Source organism: Pantoea sp. Pa-EAmG (genome assembly GCF_030024295.1).
Lineage (GTDB): Bacteria > Pseudomonadota > Gammaproteobacteria > Enterobacterales > Enterobacteriaceae > Pantoea > Pantoea dispersa.
This window is the reverse complement of the sequence record NZ_JASEWO010000119.1, coordinates 1-14,871: the sequence shown is the minus strand read 5'-3', so window position 1 is coordinate 14,871 and position 14,871 is coordinate 1. Positions and strand designations below refer to the sequence as shown.

Genomic DNA, 14,871 nt, shown 5'->3' with positions numbered 1-14,871 from the left:
TACTGAACGCCAAGTTCCACGCCAGCGAAGCGGATATCGTGGCACAGGCAGGTCAGCCAGCCGCGGTAACCATCGCGACCAACATGGCCGGTCGTGGTACGGACATCATGCTCGGCGGTAGCTGGCAGGCGGAAGTGGCCGCGCTGGAAAACCCGACGGAAGAGCAGATTGAAGCCATCAAGGCGGCGTGGAAATTGCGCCATGATGCGGTGCTGGCGGCAGGCGGTCTGCACATTATCGGTACCGAACGCCACGAATCACGCCGTATCGATAACCAGCTGCGCGGCCGTGCGGGCCGTCAGGGTGACGCCGGTTCTTCGCGCTTCTATCTGTCGATGGAAGATGCGCTGATGCGTATCTTTGCCTCCGATCGTGTGTCCAACATGATGCGTAAGCTGGGTATGAAGCCGGGTGAAGCGATTGAGCATCCGTGGGTAACCAAAGCGATTGCTAATGCGCAGCGCAAAGTTGAAAGCCGCAACTTCGATATCCGTAAACAGCTGCTGGAATACGACGACGTGGCTAACGATCAGCGCCGCGCCATTTACAGCCAGCGTAACGAACTGCTGGATGTCTCTGACGTTTCGGACACCATCAACAGCATCCGTGAAGATGTGTTCAAAGCCACTATCGACACTTACATTCCGCCGCAGTCGCTGGAAGAGATGTGGGACGTCCCGGGGCTGGAAGAGCGTCTGCGCAATGATTTCGATCTGGATCTGCCGATTGCCGAGTGGCTGGATAAAGAGCCGGATCTGCATGAAGAGACGCTGCGTGAGCGCATCATGAGCCGCGCCAGCGAAAACTATGCGGCGAAAGAAGAAGTGGTCGGCGCAGAAATGATGCGCAACTTCGAAAAAGGCGTGATGCTGCAAACGCTCGACTCGCTGTGGAAAGAGCATCTGGCGGCGATGGACTATCTGCGTCAGGGTATCCATCTGCGTGGCTATGCGCAGAAGGATCCGAAGCAGGAGTACAAACGTGAATCTTTCGCCATGTTTGCCGCGATGCTGGAGTCGCTGAAGTACGAAGTGATCAGCACCCTGAGCAAAGTGCAGGTGCGGATGCCGGAAGAAGTGGAAGCGATGGAGCAGCAGCGTCGTGAAGAAGCAGAGCGCCTGGCACAGCAGCAGCAGCTCAGTCACGTCGATGACGACACCGCAGCGGCCGCTGCACTGGCGGCACAGGGCGGTGAGCGAAAAGTGGGACGTAACGATCCGTGCCCATGCGGCTCAGGTAAAAAATACAAACAGTGTCACGGTCGTCTGGCCTGATAACAAAAAGGAGCCCGCGGGCTCCTTTTTCTTTGGCTGATTAGCGGGTAATCGCCATCAGCTTCTCCTCATTCAGCCGCACGCCACGGTAGGGCAGCGTAACCAGCAGCCCATCCGGCAAACCATAGCGTTTCAGCAACGCCCGGCTCTGAAACAGCAGCTGGTGATAGTTGTTATCGCTGATCCCCGGATAGCTCTCATTCCATACTGTGGCAATGATCTGCCGTTTGGACGTGATGCGCAGCAGCAGGCAGGAGAAGAAGCGCTTCTGCGCTTCATTAAGCGGGATGGTCTTCTGCTCTGGCCACCAGGTTAAGGTGTTCTGCGCGCTGTCGAGCGTCAGGATGTCGTGAAAAACCAAATGGCGTAAGGTATTCATCTGTTTCTGTGCGTCTTGCGCCAGAAACGTTGTTAGTTTGCGTTCCATGTGTAGTCGGCCTGGCTTAGAGTAAAGTGGCTGCGAGTATTCCCAACATGGCGCCGTGCGATCATTACGACCTGTCTTAATAACTGGAATCTGTGCGACAGGATCGCGGTGAAGCCGACAGCAGTTAACATCGTCCGGCGTCTGCTTTAAAATCAGCGCTCACTCACTACAAGCGGAATCCAGCTTATGAAACACCTGCAGGTGGCGGTGGGCATCATTCGCAATGCCAGTCGTCAGATCTTTCTTGCCCAGCGCGCAGCAAGCTCCCACATGGCCAACAAATGGGAGTTCCCGGGCGGAAAAATTGAACAGCACGAAAGCGCAGAACAGGCGTTAAAACGTGAGCTAATGGAAGAAACCGGTATTGAAGTGACGGCGGCGAAAGCGATTGGTCAGGCCGACCACAGTTACGATGACCTGCGTGTTACGCTGCATTTTTTCCTGGTGGAGGGCTGGCAGGGTGAGCCGTGGGGACGCGAAGGTCAGCCGCAGCGTTGGGTCGAGCAGCGTGATTTAGTGGCTGATGAATTTCCACCTGCCAACCACGCCCTGATTGCCCGCTTAGTGGCGGGCGAGATTTAAACTCAGGGGCCGCGTGCCCCTGCCGATCACGACTGCTCTTCACTCCAGTCGTCACTCTCCGTCATGTCTCCGCTGCTGGGAATGCGTTTCTCTTCAGCGGCCCACTCACCCAGATCGATCAACTGACAGCGTTTGCTGCAAAACGGGCGCCACGGGCTGAGTTCATCCCACATCACGGCTTTACCGCAGTTGGGGCAAGGTACGGTAATCATCTCTTCCTGCATAACATCCTCTAACAACAGGCTAATTCAAAATTCAGTCGCGCCGGTACTTCGCCGCGTTCGCTATCGAGCGGTAAAAAGCGGATGGCATAGCGGCTTTTATGACCAGAGACCTGCGGATAGAGCGCATCTTCCAGCGTCAGCTGCAGGCGCAGCAGGTCGGACCCTTCGGCGTTATCCTGATAAAAGCCGTTGAGGCTGGTCTGATGGCGAAACACGCCTGACTGACGAATCAGGTTGAGGATCATCGTCAGGCTGTTGCGCAGCGGATCGAGCGAGGCCAGCCAGCTATTCACCAGGGTATCGCGCAGCGCCTGTGGCTGGTGCAGCCAGATGTGTAAACCCGGCAGATCAAAACTGCAGCAGCCGCCGGGAATGCTCAGGCGCTGACGTACGGAGGCAATCAGCCGGTCTTCGCGCAGCTGCTGACCCATGCGCGGCGCGGCCATCAGCTCGCTGGACTGCTGCTTTAGCTGTTCGCGCAGCTGGCTGACGGTGTGTTCATCGACACCCGGCACATCCAGCCAGGCACGCAGTTTTTGCTGCTGACGCTCCAGCTCTTTTAACAGCTCGGTGCGCATATCGCCGCGTTCGAAGATATCCAGCAAGTCGCCAATAATACGAAATACACCCAGTGCGGCAACCGAGCTGTTGACCGGCAGCGTTTCGTCCAGCTGGTTAATCAAAAACTCCACGCGCAGCCAGGTGCGCATTTTCTCATTCAATGGGTGTTCAAACAGAACCACTGTGCTCATGATATTAATCCCGTCCGGTTGCTGCCAGGCGTAAATAGCGCTGGTGAAGTTCAGCAACGCGCGGCAAAGCCTGTTCCGGCGTGCCGCTGTTATCAATGATGTCATCCGCGCAGGCTAAACGCTGCTGACGGCTGGCCTGCGCGGCAAGAATCCGTTGCGCCTGGCTGAGAGAGATACCATCACGCTGGCGGGTGCGCTGCAGCTGCGTGGCCTCATCGACATCCACGACTAATACCCGGTCAGCCTGATGCTGCAGACCATTTTCTACCAGCAGCGGCACTACCCACATGACGTAAGGCGAAGCTGCCTGCGCCTTCAGCTGCTGGGTACGGGCGTTAATCAGCGGATGCAACAGTTGATTGAGCCAGTTTTTCTCTTGCGGCTGCTGGAAAATAATTTCCCGCAAACGCGCGCGATAAAGCGTGCCTTCTGCGGTCAGAATCGATTCTCCGTGGCGTTTCACAATCGCACTGAGCGCAGGTGTGCCCGGTTCAACCACCTCGCGGGCAATCACATCGGCATCTATGATGTCGACGTTCAGCGCGGCAAAAGCATCAGCAATGGTGCTTTTACCACTACCAATGCCGCCGGTCAGTGCAACGGTAAAAGGCATAGCGTTCTCTCAACATTTTTCTCATCTGCCGCAGCGTGATGAGAGCCCGATCACAATCGGTTTTCTCAGCTAAATTTAACGGATTGTAGCTTAAATAAAGTGAAATTCGCAGTCTTGTCGCGGAACGAATGGCGCGTATGATAACGACACTGGAGCCGTGAGCGCTACCCGAACTGCGGTTCGTCGTCACTAACCAGGACACTCTGCTATGCGTATCGAAGAAGATGTAAAACTGGGCTTTAAAGATGTATTGATCCGCCCGAAACGCTCCACGCTGAAAAGCCGTTCCGAGGTTGAGCTGGAACGCACGTTCACCTTCAAACATTCAGGCCTCGCCTGGTCCGGCGTTCCGGTGATTGCCGCCAACATGGATACCGTCGGCACCTTTACCATGGCCGAAGCGCTGGCAGGCTTTAACGTGCTGACCGCCGTTCACAAGCACTACAGTGTTGAAGCGTGGCAGACCTTTATCCAGCGCGTACCGGCTACAGTGCTCAGCCACGTGATGGTCTCCACCGGGACCTCAGAAGCAGATTTCACAAAGTTAAGCGCGATCCTCGCGCTGTCGCCCCAGCTCAATTTTATCTGTATTGATGTGGCAAACGGCTACTCCGAGCACTTTGTTGCCTTCCTGCAGCGCGCGCGGGAAAGCTTCCCGGGGAAAACCATTTGTGCCGGGAATGTGGTGACCGGTGAAATGGTCGAAGAGCTGATTCTGTCCGGTGCCGACATTGTGAAGGTGGGAATCGGCCCGGGATCGGTCTGCACCACGCGCGTCAAAACCGGCGTTGGCTATCCGCAACTCTCTGCGGTGATTGAGTGTGCTGATGCGGCGCACGGCCTCGGTGGGCAGATTGTCAGTGACGGTGGTTGCGCCGTGCCGGGCGATATCGCCAAGGCGTTCGGCGGCGGCGCTGACTTCGTGATGCTCGGCGGCATGCTGGCGGCACACGATGAGTGCGAAGGCACTCTTGTTGAAGAGCAGGGCGAGCAGTTCATGCTGTTCTACGGCATGAGCTCCGAATCCGCGATGAAACGTCATGTGGGCGGTGTGGCGGGCTACCGCGCCGCAGAAGGTAAAACCGTTCGTCTGCCGCTGCGTGGACCGGTCGCGGAGACGGTGAAAGATATCCTCGGCGGACTGCGTTCGGCCTGTACTTACGTCGGCGCAGAGCGCCTGAAAGAGCTGACCAAACGCACCACCTTTATTCGTGTGGCAGAGCAGGAAAACCGCGTCTTTAACCGCTGATGTGCCGCAACGGGCGCCGCGTGCGCCCGTTTAACGTATGGCGTCTCCCAGACCAAATACCGGCAGATACATGGCAATGACCAGCGTGCCGACAATTCCGCCAATCACCACCATCATCAACGGCTCCAGCGAAGCGGCGAGGCTATCTGCGCGGGTCAGCGTTTGCGCTTCGTGCCACTCCGCCAGCCGCGCCAGCATCACATCCAGCGCACCGGCCTCTTCACCGACGCGGATCAGCTGAGCGCACAGCGGCGTAAACAGCGGATGTCCCTGTAGCGCCTGATGCAGCGGCGCGCCAGCGGCAATGTGCTGCTGTAACGCCACGATGGCATCGCGCCACAGTCGCGCGGCCAGCGTCACTTCCACCGCCTGCAGGCTTTGCAGCAGCGTCAGCCCGGCCTGCTGCGTCAGTTGCAGAATTGCGTATATCTGGCTGAGCTGACCGCCGCGCCACAACGGGGCCAGCAGCGGAAGCCGCAGCAGCCACTGCTGGCTGCGCTTTTGCCACGCAACGGATCGTCGGTAGGTGAGACGCGCCAGCCACCCGGACGCCACACCGCACAACAGCAGCGGCAGCGCCGCCTGCTGCAACAGCGCCGACAGCGCCATCACGCCGGCGGTAAAGGCCGGCAGCGGTGCGTCAAAACTGGCGTACACCGCAACAAATTCCGGCAGCACAAACAGCAGCATCCCGGCGCTGACTGCCAGCGCCACCAGCAGGATAAACAGCGGATAGCGCAACGCTTTCACCACTTTCTGGCGCAGAAACTGTTGCCTGCTCTGCTGTAGTGCCAGCTGACGGCAGCACTCGTCCAGTTGCCCGGTCAGCTCACCAACCTGCATCAGTGCAGGAAACAGCGGCGGGAAAATATCCGGCCAGGCGCGCAGCGCCTGAGAAAACGGCTCTCCGGCCATGACCCGCTGTTGCAGAAGGCTCAGCAGCACGCGCCAGCCTGCATGAGGATGGCCGCTGGCCAGCAATGTCAGACTCTCCGCCAGCGGCAGCCCGGCTTTCAGCAACGTCGCCAGCTGGCGCATCAGGTCAATTTTCTGCTGCCACTTCCAGTCACGCGCGCGCCAGCATTTCCCGCGCTGCCAGCTCACCACCAGCATGCCGCGATCGCCCAGCTGGCCGAGCAGGGCATCCTGCGTGGGCTGCAGCGACTCGCCCTCCTGCAGCAGGCCCATACTGTCCAGTGCCTGCCAGTTAAACTGGTAGCGATTAGCCATTGCCAAGGCCCACCACGCGCTGCATCTCCTCGAAAGAGGTGTCGCCGCGGCTCACCGCCTCCAGCCCGGCGGTCAGCAGCGTTTTCATTCCCTGCTCCGCGGCCAGCGTCAGCAGGTGCTCCAGCGGCATATCAGCCGAGATAGCGTTCTGCAACCTGCTGCTCATCGGCAGGATTTCAAACAGCGCCAGGCGGCCGTAATAACCCGAGAAGCAGTGATCGCAGCCGGGCGCACGCCAGGTTTGCAGCGTGCCGGGCCACATGTCGCCGGGCAGATGGGCAATCGCCTGGCCCGGCTGACGACAGTGCACGCACAAACGGCGCACCAGCCGCTGCGCCACCACCAGCTGTAACGCTGGGCCAAGCAGATAGCCGGGAATGTCCATCTGCCGTAAGCGGGTCAGGGTTTCGGCCGTCGAGTTGGTGTGCAAGGTTGAGAGCACCAGATGTCCGGTCTGCGCCGCTTTTACGGCGATGCTGGCGGTTTCAGCATCACGGATTTCGCCGATCATAATGACGTCCGGATCCTGCCGCAGCAGCGCGCGCAGGACGCGGTTAAAGTCGAGACCGCTCCGTGGCTGTACCTGCGTCTGGTTAATCCCCTGTAGCGGAATTTCCAGCGGGTCCTCCACGCTGCAGACGTTTTTCTCCGGCACGTTGAGGGCGCTCAGGCTGCTGTACAGCGTAAAGGTTTTGCCGCTGCCGGTTGGGCCGGTGACCAGAATCAGCCCCTGCGGTTTGGCCAGCGCGTTTTTCAGCAGGCGCAGCTGTGGCACCGGCATGCCCAGCTTATCGAGCGCAATGGCGCTGTTTTCGCTTTGCAGCAGGCGCACCACCGCTTTTTCCCCCTGGCTGACCGGCAGGGTCGACAGGCGGAACGCCGCCGGTTTGTCATCCATCTCCAGACTGAACTGGCCATCCTGCGGCAGCCGACGCTCCGCGATATCCAGACCGCCGAGAATTTTCAACCGTGCCAGCACGGCGGCGGGTGGGGCATCCGGTAACTGCGGCAGCGGATGCAGCACGCCGTCAATCCGCAGCCGCACGCGCAGCCCGTGACGCTGCGGTTCAAAGTGCACATCGGAGGCGCGTCGCTGTATGGCCTGGCGCAGAATCTGATCCACCGCGTGAATAGCGGACTCGGCGCTGGCCTGTTCGCGCGGTGCCGCACTGCTTTCTGGCTGGTGCAGCAGCTGCTCCAGCCGTGCGGCGGGCCAGCACTCAACCTCGACTGCGCACTGGCTGGCAAACTGCAGCGCCTCTAACAACAGCGGGTCTGGCGCGTCCGCGACCGCCACGCGCAAGTGCGTGGCGTCATGGTGCAGTATCACGGCCTGATAGCGGGCACACAGCGCCTGCAGGGTGCTATCCGGCTTATCCATTGTTTTCTTCCTTGTCGGCAAAGCGGAACTGCTCAAGGCAGCTGTCGCGCAGGCTGGCGTTGTCGCTGGTGCAGCTGCGTTGCCAGCTGAGTACGCCTTCCGCCGCATTCCATATCGGCAACATTGCAACGGTTAACCCCGTCAGGCTCTCCTGGCCGGTCAGCGTAATGGCACCATTAACCACGCTCAGGTTCGCCACATAGCGCGAGCCTTTGGCGGCGGGAATACCGCGCTCGCCGGCCTGACACTGCGCCGGTCCGCCGCGCTCAATGGCGCACAGCTCCACGGCAGTTTTATAGGGCACCATGGTTTGCAGCATGTCGGTCAGCGCGGCACGTTGCAGATAATTTTGGTAAGCGGGCAGGCCAATGGCGCTGAGGATGGCGACGATACCGATGACAATCATCAGCTCGATCAGGGTAAAACCGCGTTGTTTATCCATAATGAGGCTCCTTGTTGTGGAGCCGCAACGGTAAAAAAGGGCGGGGAAAAGCGGAAGGGGGCGCGTTTCAATCCCGGAAAGGGGCGCGCAGACAATGTAGCGCGTTACAGGCGAAGCCACATGATGATGGAAGCCGGCTCGCAATTTGCCGCCAGCGCCGGCGGCATGGCCTTACGTCAGACTTCGCGAAAACGCATCGACAGATCGAGCGCCTGCACGTGCTTAGTCAGCGCGCCCACCGAGACATAATCCACTCCGGTGGCGGCGATCTGCGGCAGCGTCATCTCCGTCACGTTGCCGGACACCTCCAGCAGCGCGCGCTTCGCCGTCAGCGTAACCGCCTGCTGCATCATCGCCAGCGTGAAGTTATCCAGCATGATGATGTCGGCACCGGCCGCCAGCGCCAGCTGCAGTTCGCTGAGACTTTCCACTTCCACCTCGACCGGCACATCCGGGTGCAGCCACAGGGCTTTCTCCACCGCTTTACTGACCGAACCGCTGGCAATGATGTGGTTTTCTTTGATCAGGAAAGCGTCGGACAGGCCCAGGCGATGATTCTGCCCGCCGCCGCACAGCACCGCATACTTGAGCGCGGTGCGCAGCCCGGGCAGGGTTTTGCGCGTATCCAGCAGCTGGGTATTGCTGCCAGACAAGAGCGCCACATAGCGGTTCACGGCTGTCGCCACGCCGGAGAGCGTCTGCACAAAGTTTAACGCGGTGCGTTCTGCCGTCAGCAGCAACCGCGCCGGCCCCTTTAATTCAAACAGCAGCTGATCGGCCACCAGCGGTTGGCCGTCTTCGACGTGCCAGGTAATGGAAACGTTATTGCCCAGCTGGATAAACACTTCTTCCACCCAGCGTTTACCACAGAAAACACCGGCTTCGCGGGTGATAACGCGCGCTTCAGCCTGCGCCGCCTGCGGCAAAAGCTGGGCGGTGATGTCGCGGTCAGCGTCAATGTCACCGCCTAAATCCTCCTGAAGCGCGCGCGCCACGGTTTCCGGGATATCCAGCTGAATACGTTTAAGCAATTCCTGACGACGATGTTCGGGATTATAACGACGCGACACCATGATTTTGCGGCTCCACCCTGCGGATTACGTGCGCTCACCTTAGCCTGATTTTGCAGCTATTGCCAGACGCGCCAGGTGAAATGTTTAGTATCCTTAACTTGCTGATGCCATAACGCATTAAGTCACAAGCAGCGAGGTGGAATCATGGTATTCTCAGCCAGATTTTGTTCAGGATAACAGGCATGAAACTGGAACACGGCTGGATCACGAGCGCACGCAAGGTGCCGTCGCCGCACTTTAATGCGCGGCCGGATAACGAAGCGCCGTCGCTGCTGATCATTCATAACATCAGTTTGCCGCCGGGCGAATTTGGCGGTCCGTGGATCGACCGGCTGTTCACCGGTACGCTACCGGCTGATGCGCATCCCTATTTTGCGGATATCGCCCAGTTACGCGTGGCGGCGCACTGTCTGATTCGCCGTGACGGTGAGCTGGTACAGTATGTTTCCTTTGACCAGCGCGCCTGGCATGCCGGCATTTCGCAGTTTGCCGGACGGGAAAACTGCAACGATTTCTCCATGGGCATTGAGCTGGAAGGCACTGATACGCTGCCCTACACCGATGCCCAGTACGCTACGCTGCAGCAGGTTACCCGCCTGCTGATGCAGCATTATCCGCTGACGCCGCAGCGTATCACCGGTCACAGCGATGTTGCGCCGGAACGCAAGACCGATCCCGGTCCGGCATTTGACTGGATACGCTATAAACAGGCTATCGGGCAGGAGCACCCCTGACACCGCAGGAGCAGGTATGACGTTGTTTAGTTTGTTGTTAGTTTTGGGTTGGGAACGCCTTTTTAAATTAGGTGAACACTGGCAGCTGGATCATCGGCTTGAGCCGCTGTTTCGCGGTCGCCAGCGCTTCTCGTTGCTGCGTACGCTGCTGATGACCGTGATCGCCATGCTGCTGGTCTGGGTGGTGGTGTGGAGCCTGAAGGGCATTCTGTTTGGCGTGGCGCAGCTGCTGTTCTGGATTGTGGTCGGTTTGCTGTGCATTGGTGCCGGCTCGGTGCGGCTGCATTATCATCAGTATCTTAAAGCGGCGAGCCACGATGATGAAGCGGCCCATCAGGCGATGGCGGCAGAGCTGACGCTGATTCACGGCGTGCCGGTTGACTGTAGCGAGCGCGAATTTCTGCAGGCGCTGCAAAACGCGCTGATCTGGATTAATTTCCGCTTCTATCTTGCGCCGCTGTTCTGGTTTGTGGTCGGTGGCCCTTACGGGCCGGTGTTGCTGGTGGGGTATGCGTTTCTGCGCGCCTGGCAGAGCTGGCTGGCAAAACACCGTTCCCCGCTGGAACGCGCACAGTCCGGCATCGATCGCATTCTGCACGTGCTGGACTGGATTCCGGTGCGGCTGGCCGGTGTGGCTTATGCGCTGCTCGGCCATGGCGAGCGTGCGCTGCCGGCATGGTTTGCCGCGCTCAGCGATCTGCATCGTCCACAGTATCAGGTGCTGACCAGCCTGGCGCAGTTCTCGCTGGCGCGCGATCCGCATCTGGATAAAGTGGAAACGCCACGGGTTGCCGTGGCGCTGGCCAAACGCGTTTCGCTGGTGCTGGTCGTGGTAGTGGCGCTGCTGACTATCTACGGCACGTTAGTGTGATCGGCAGGCGGCACGCCGAAATCCGGTGTGCCGTCTTCGCGCCAGACAAAATATTTAAGCCGCGTATGGCGGTTGGGATCCCACAGCGGATCGCCCTCAATTTCGGTGTAATTCCGTGCGTGATACACCAGCACATCCCGTCCTGCTTCATCCACGGTAAAACTGTTATGCCCCGGACCGTACTGGTGATTATCCCAGCTGGTGGCAAATACCGGCCGCGCCGATTTGTGCCATGCGCTGATGTCGAGCGGATCGGCCTGCGCGTCAATACTCAGTATGCCGAGGCAGTAATTTTCATCCGTGGCGCTGGCTGAGTAGGTGACAAACAGCCGCTCGCCATGGCGAATTACCGCCGGTCCCTCATTAACGCTAAAGCCGGCACACTCCCACTCATACTCCGGCCGGCTGAGCATCAGCGGCTGGGTTTTCAGCGTCCACGGATTCAGTAATTCCGCCAGATAAAGGTTGGAGTTACCGGGAATGGCCGGGTCTTTTTGCGCCCACAGATACCAGTTTTTACCCTGATGCACGAAGTGGGTGGCGTCAAGGGCGAAGGTATCGAGGTGGGTTTGCACGCGGCGGCACGGCTGCCAGTGACCGCTGAGCGGATCGGCATCGTCACATACCAGCGCGTACATACGGTGCTGAAACAGCCCCTCTTTGATTTCGCGGGACGGCGCGGCGGCAAAGTAAATCACCCACTGGCCATTAATCAGGTGCAGTTCCGGTGCCCAGATCAGGGCGCTGCAGGGACCACTGTCCGGTTTATGCCACACGGTTGTGGCCGGGGCGGTAATCAGGCCGTTAAGCGTGCTGGCATAGCGCAGCTCCAGCCGATCGTACTCGGGCACCGAAGCGATAAAATAGTAGCCATCGCCGTGGCGCAATATAAACGGATCGGCACGTTGCGTAATAAACGGGTTAGGCCAGCTCATTTAATTTCTCCTGGTTGTGAGGTTGCGCGGCGAACAGGGGCGGACAGGTCATGGAAGTTGGCGCGACGCAGCGCGAGATCCTGCTGGATGGTGCGCATCAGCGCGCGGTCCACTTTCAGCAGGCGCACTACGCCGGCGGTGATCAGATAGCCGACGCCGGGGATCAGGGTAAACAGCAGCACAATGCCGTTAAGCGCGCTGGCAGACTGCTGTTTCGCCGCTGCGTCATAGCCATACATCGACAATAAAAACCCGACCATGGCACCCGCTACCGCCAGTCCGACCTTGAGGAAAAACAGGTTGCCGGAGAAGCTGATCCCGGTGATGCGTTTACCGGTTTTCCATTCGCCGTAGTCATCGACATCAGCCATCAGTGACCAGTGCAGCGGCGACGGGATTTGGTGCAGGATGTTCAGCAGGAAATAAGCAATTACCACGGTGACGGTGGCGTGCGGATCGATCCAGTAAAAGCCGCTGGAGAACAGCGCCAGCGCAATGTTGGTCCAGAAAAACACCTTGAGCTTGCACCAGCGATCGGTGAGGACTTTCGCCAGTGTGCTGCCCAGCATCATGCCGATGACGCCCAGGCTGATAAACAGCGTGGCAAAGTGCGTCGACTGGCCCATCACCCAGGTGACGTAATACATGGTGGCGGCCATGCGAATAAAACCGGGACAGACATTACAGAACGTCAGCAGCAGAATGCGCACCCACTGATCGTTCTTCCATACATCGCGCAAATCTTTCTTCAGATCATCGTTGCTCGGTACCGCCGGGCGAATACGCTCGCGCACCGTGGCAAAACAGAACAGAAACATCACCAGGCCAATCAGCGCCAGTACGCTCATCGCCAGCTGATAGCCGCGCGCTTTGTTGTCACCGCCAAACCACTCGGCCATCGGCAGCAGCGACAGCGAGAGGATCAGCGTGGCGATGCCCACCATGACAAAGCGGTATGACTGGCAGGAGACGCGTTCACCGGGATCGTTGGTGATGACGCCGCCCAGCGAGCAGTAAGGAATATTGATGGCGGTGTAGGTCAGCGACATCAGGAAATAGGTGACAAATGCCCAGATCACCTTGTTTTCATAACTCCAGTCCGGGGTGGTAAACATCAGCACGCTGAATAGCACGTAGGGCAGCGATATCCACAGCAGCCACGGGCGAAAGCGTCCCCAGCGGCTCTGCGTGCGGTCGGCAATCGCGCCCATTATCGGATCGGTCACTGCATCCAGCACCCGTACCGACAGCAACAGCGTGCCGACCAGCGCCGGGGCGAGGCCAAATACATCGGTGTAGAAGTAGTTAAGGAACAGCATGATGGCACCGCCGATCATGTTGCATCCGGCGTCACCCATGCCGTATCCCAGTTTTTCTCTGAACGAGAGGGCTGCTCCTTTCATCAGTCGTCTCCTGCGACAAGTGGAGCAAAAATTATCAGCGTTAAATCAGTAACCTGGTGGGGAACAATCGGTCAGGATGATGGACAAAATACGCGGGCGGGGAAAAGTGTGAAGCGGATCGGCCCGGCAGCAGCGTGCCGGGCCCGGTGAAGCATCAGGCTTTCTGTACCCGATTTTTAACGGTATAACCCACGGCCAGCACCAGCAGCCACACCGGAATCAGCCACACTGAAATTGCCATGCCCGGCGTCATTAGCATGATCACCAGAATGGCCGCCAGGAACAGCAGGCAGATCCAGTTACCCAGCGGATACAGCACCGCCCTGAAACGGGTGGTCACGCCCTGCTGGTCTTTTTTCTTGCGGAATTTCAGGTGCGCGAGGCTGATCATCGCCCAGTTGATGACCAGCGCGGAGACCACCAGCGACATCAGCAGGCCGAAGGCTTCGCCCGGCATCAGATAGTTAATCAACACGCACAGCGCAGTGGCTACCGCCGAGACCAGAATGGTCGCCACCGGGACACCACGACGATCCACTTTCAGCAGCGCTTTTGGCGCGTTGCCCTGCTGCGCGAGGCCGAACAGCATGCGGCTGTTACAGTAAACACAGCTGTTATACACCGACAGCGCGGCGGTCAGGATCACCACGTTGAGCGCATTCGCCACCAGCGCATCACCCAGTTCGTGGAAGATCAGCACAAACGGGCTGGTCTCTTCGGTGACGCGCGTCCATGGCAGCAGGGACAGCAACACCGCCAGCGAGCCGATGTAGAAAATCAGGATACGCCACAGCACCTGGTTGGTGGCTTTAGGGATGCTCTCTTGTGGATTGTCGGCTTCTGCGGCGGTGATACCCACCAGTTCAAGGCCACCGAAGGAGAACATGATGATCGCCATCATCATCACCAGCCCGCTGACGCCGTGTGGCAGGAAACCGCCCTGGTTCCACAGGTTGCTTACGCTGGCCTGTGGGCCGCCGTTTCCGCTAAACAGCAGCCAGCCGCCAAACAGGATCATACCGATGACCGCCACCACTTTGATAATCGCGAACCAGAACTCCATCTCACCGAACACTTTGACGTTGGTCAGGTTGATGGCGTTGATCACCACAAAGAAGATAGCCGCAGTGGCCCAGGTGGGGAATTCCGGCCACCAGAACTGAATATATTTGCCGACGGCGGTGAGTTCAGCCATCGCCACCAGCACATACAGCACCCAGTAGTTCCAGCCGGAGGCAAAGCCGGCAAAGTTGCCCCAGTATTTATAGGCGAAGTGGCTAAAGCTGCCGGCCACCGGCTCTTCCACCACCATTTCGCCGAGCTGGCGCATGATCAGGAAGGCAATAAAACCGGCGATGGCATAGCCGAGAATCACGGCCGGACCGGCCGATTTAATCACTGATGCGCTGCCCAGAAACAGACCGGTACCGACGGCACCGCCCAGCGCAATCAGCTGAATATGGCGATTTTTCAGGCCGCGATGCAGCGTTTCGCCATGCTGTTGTTCCATACAAACCTCATGATGTTGTTATTGTGCACCTGCAGTGCGCGCACTGTAAGGCTGTTCTATCTGTGTACGTTTTTCTTTACGGTATCCGGCGGGCTGTGTGCAAGCCTGAGCTACCCTGGCGACCAGAATAGTGATAAGCGCGCCGCTTTGCACCTGCTTTTGCTTTTTGTG

At 58.8% G+C, this 14,871-nt stretch carries 16 protein-coding genes; 5 read left to right on the top strand and 11 right to left on the bottom strand.

What is annotated here, in order from left to right; genetic code table 11:
• Positions 1–1,274 (top strand): SEC-C metal-binding domain-containing protein (locus QMM04_RS15520; protein ID WP_282996482.1); only part of this gene is annotated, 1,274 nt, incomplete at its 5' end.
• Between the two features lie 40 nt (positions 1,275–1,314).
• Here QMM04_RS15520 and QMM04_RS15515 read toward each other — a convergent pair.
• Positions 1,315–1,701: a response regulator gene (locus QMM04_RS15515; protein WP_282996481.1), complete on the bottom strand. Its 387-nt coding sequence runs from the start codon at positions 1,699–1,701 to the stop codon at positions 1,315–1,317.
• A 186-nt stretch (positions 1,702–1,887) separates the two neighbouring features.
• On the opposite strand from QMM04_RS15515, the gene mutT reads away from it, so the two are divergent.
• Entirely contained in the window at positions 1,888–2,283 is a 396-nt protein-coding gene (gene mutT / locus QMM04_RS15510; protein ID WP_010618124.1) for an 8-oxo-dGTP diphosphatase MutT, read from the top strand.
• A 26-nt stretch (positions 2,284–2,309) separates the two neighbouring features.
• On the opposite strand, the gene yacG is transcribed toward mutT, so the two are convergent.
• Genes yacG through coaE form a run of 3 tightly spaced genes read right to left on the bottom strand, consistent with a single transcriptional unit; the run spans position 2,310 to position 3,872 of the window.
• The gene (yacG, locus tag QMM04_RS15505; protein WP_021507551.1) at positions 2,310–2,507 is read right to left on the bottom strand and encodes a DNA gyrase inhibitor YacG; all 198 of its coding nucleotides are present in this window, start codon (positions 2,505–2,507) and stop codon (positions 2,310–2,312) included.
• 8 nt (positions 2,508–2,515) lie between these two features.
• The gene (gene zapD, locus QMM04_RS15500; protein ID WP_031279701.1) at positions 2,516–3,259 is read right to left on the bottom strand and encodes a cell division protein ZapD; all 744 of its coding nucleotides are present in this window, start codon (positions 3,257–3,259) and stop codon (positions 2,516–2,518) included.
• Positions 3,260–3,263: 4 nt separating this feature from the next.
• Positions 3,264–3,872, bottom strand: a complete 609-nt coding sequence (gene coaE, locus QMM04_RS15495) for a dephospho-CoA kinase (protein WP_021507549.1) — start codon at positions 3,870–3,872, stop codon at positions 3,264–3,266.
• A 208-nt stretch (positions 3,873–4,080) separates the two neighbouring features.
• Here coaE and QMM04_RS15490 point away from each other — a divergent pair, with 208 nt between their 5' ends.
• Positions 4,081–5,121: a GMP reductase gene (locus QMM04_RS15490; protein WP_021507548.1), complete on the top strand. Its 1,041-nt coding sequence runs from the start codon at positions 4,081–4,083 to the stop codon at positions 5,119–5,121.
• Positions 5,122–5,151: 30 nt separating this feature from the next.
• On the opposite strand, the gene hofC is transcribed toward QMM04_RS15490, so the two are convergent.
• The 4 genes from hofC to nadC form a co-directional block, all read right to left on the bottom strand.
• Entirely contained in the window at positions 5,152–6,351 is a 1,200-nt protein-coding gene (hofC, locus tag QMM04_RS15485) for a protein transport protein HofC (RefSeq protein ID WP_282996480.1), read from the bottom strand.
• Positions 6,344–7,732 carry a type II secretion system protein GspE gene (gene gspE, locus QMM04_RS15480; protein WP_058770613.1) on the bottom strand — a complete coding sequence of 463 codons (1,389 nt, stop codon included), beginning with the start codon at positions 7,730–7,732 and terminating at the stop codon, positions 6,344–6,346. The genes hofC and gspE overlap by 8 nt, the downstream gene beginning before the upstream one ends.
• Positions 7,725–8,174, bottom strand: a complete 450-nt coding sequence (gene ppdD / locus QMM04_RS15475) for a prepilin peptidase-dependent pilin (protein ID WP_275026315.1) — start codon at positions 8,172–8,174, stop codon at positions 7,725–7,727. The genes gspE and ppdD overlap by 8 nt, the downstream gene beginning before the upstream one ends.
• A gap of 176 nt (positions 8,175–8,350) precedes the next feature.
• Entirely contained in the window at positions 8,351–9,247 is an 897-nt protein-coding gene (gene nadC / locus QMM04_RS15470) for a carboxylating nicotinate-nucleotide diphosphorylase (protein WP_282996479.1), read from the bottom strand.
• 182 nt (positions 9,248–9,429) lie between these two features.
• Between nadC and ampD the strand changes: the two genes are divergently transcribed.
• Positions 9,430–9,981 carry a 1,6-anhydro-N-acetylmuramyl-L-alanine amidase AmpD gene (gene ampD, locus QMM04_RS15465; protein ID WP_010618114.1) on the top strand — a complete coding sequence of 184 codons (552 nt, stop codon included), beginning with the start codon at positions 9,430–9,432 and terminating at the stop codon, positions 9,979–9,981.
• Positions 9,982–9,997: 16 nt separating this feature from the next.
• Positions 9,998–10,852, top strand: coding sequence for a beta-lactamase regulator AmpE (gene ampE / locus QMM04_RS15460; protein WP_282996478.1), 855 nt, complete (start codon positions 9,998–10,000; stop codon positions 10,850–10,852).
• On the opposite strand, the gene QMM04_RS15455 is transcribed toward ampE, so the two are convergent.
• The 3 genes from QMM04_RS15455 to aroP form a co-directional block, all read right to left on the bottom strand.
• Complete coding sequence (locus QMM04_RS15455) at positions 10,834–11,787, bottom strand: family 43 glycosylhydrolase (RefSeq protein ID WP_059010281.1); 954 nt, start codon at positions 11,785–11,787, stop codon at positions 10,834–10,836. The two genes, ampE and QMM04_RS15455, sit on opposite strands and share 19 nt — an antisense overlap.
• Positions 11,784–13,190, bottom strand: a complete 1,407-nt coding sequence (locus QMM04_RS15450; protein WP_058780448.1) for an MFS transporter — start codon at positions 13,188–13,190, stop codon at positions 11,784–11,786. Before QMM04_RS15450 ends, QMM04_RS15455 begins: the two co-directional genes overlap by 4 nt.
• A 154-nt stretch (positions 13,191–13,344) precedes the next feature.
• Positions 13,345–14,700, bottom strand: coding sequence for an aromatic amino acid transporter AroP (gene aroP, locus QMM04_RS15445; RefSeq protein ID WP_058759500.1), 1,356 nt, complete (start codon positions 14,698–14,700; stop codon positions 13,345–13,347).
• Positions 14,701–14,871: the final 171 nt, after the last annotated feature.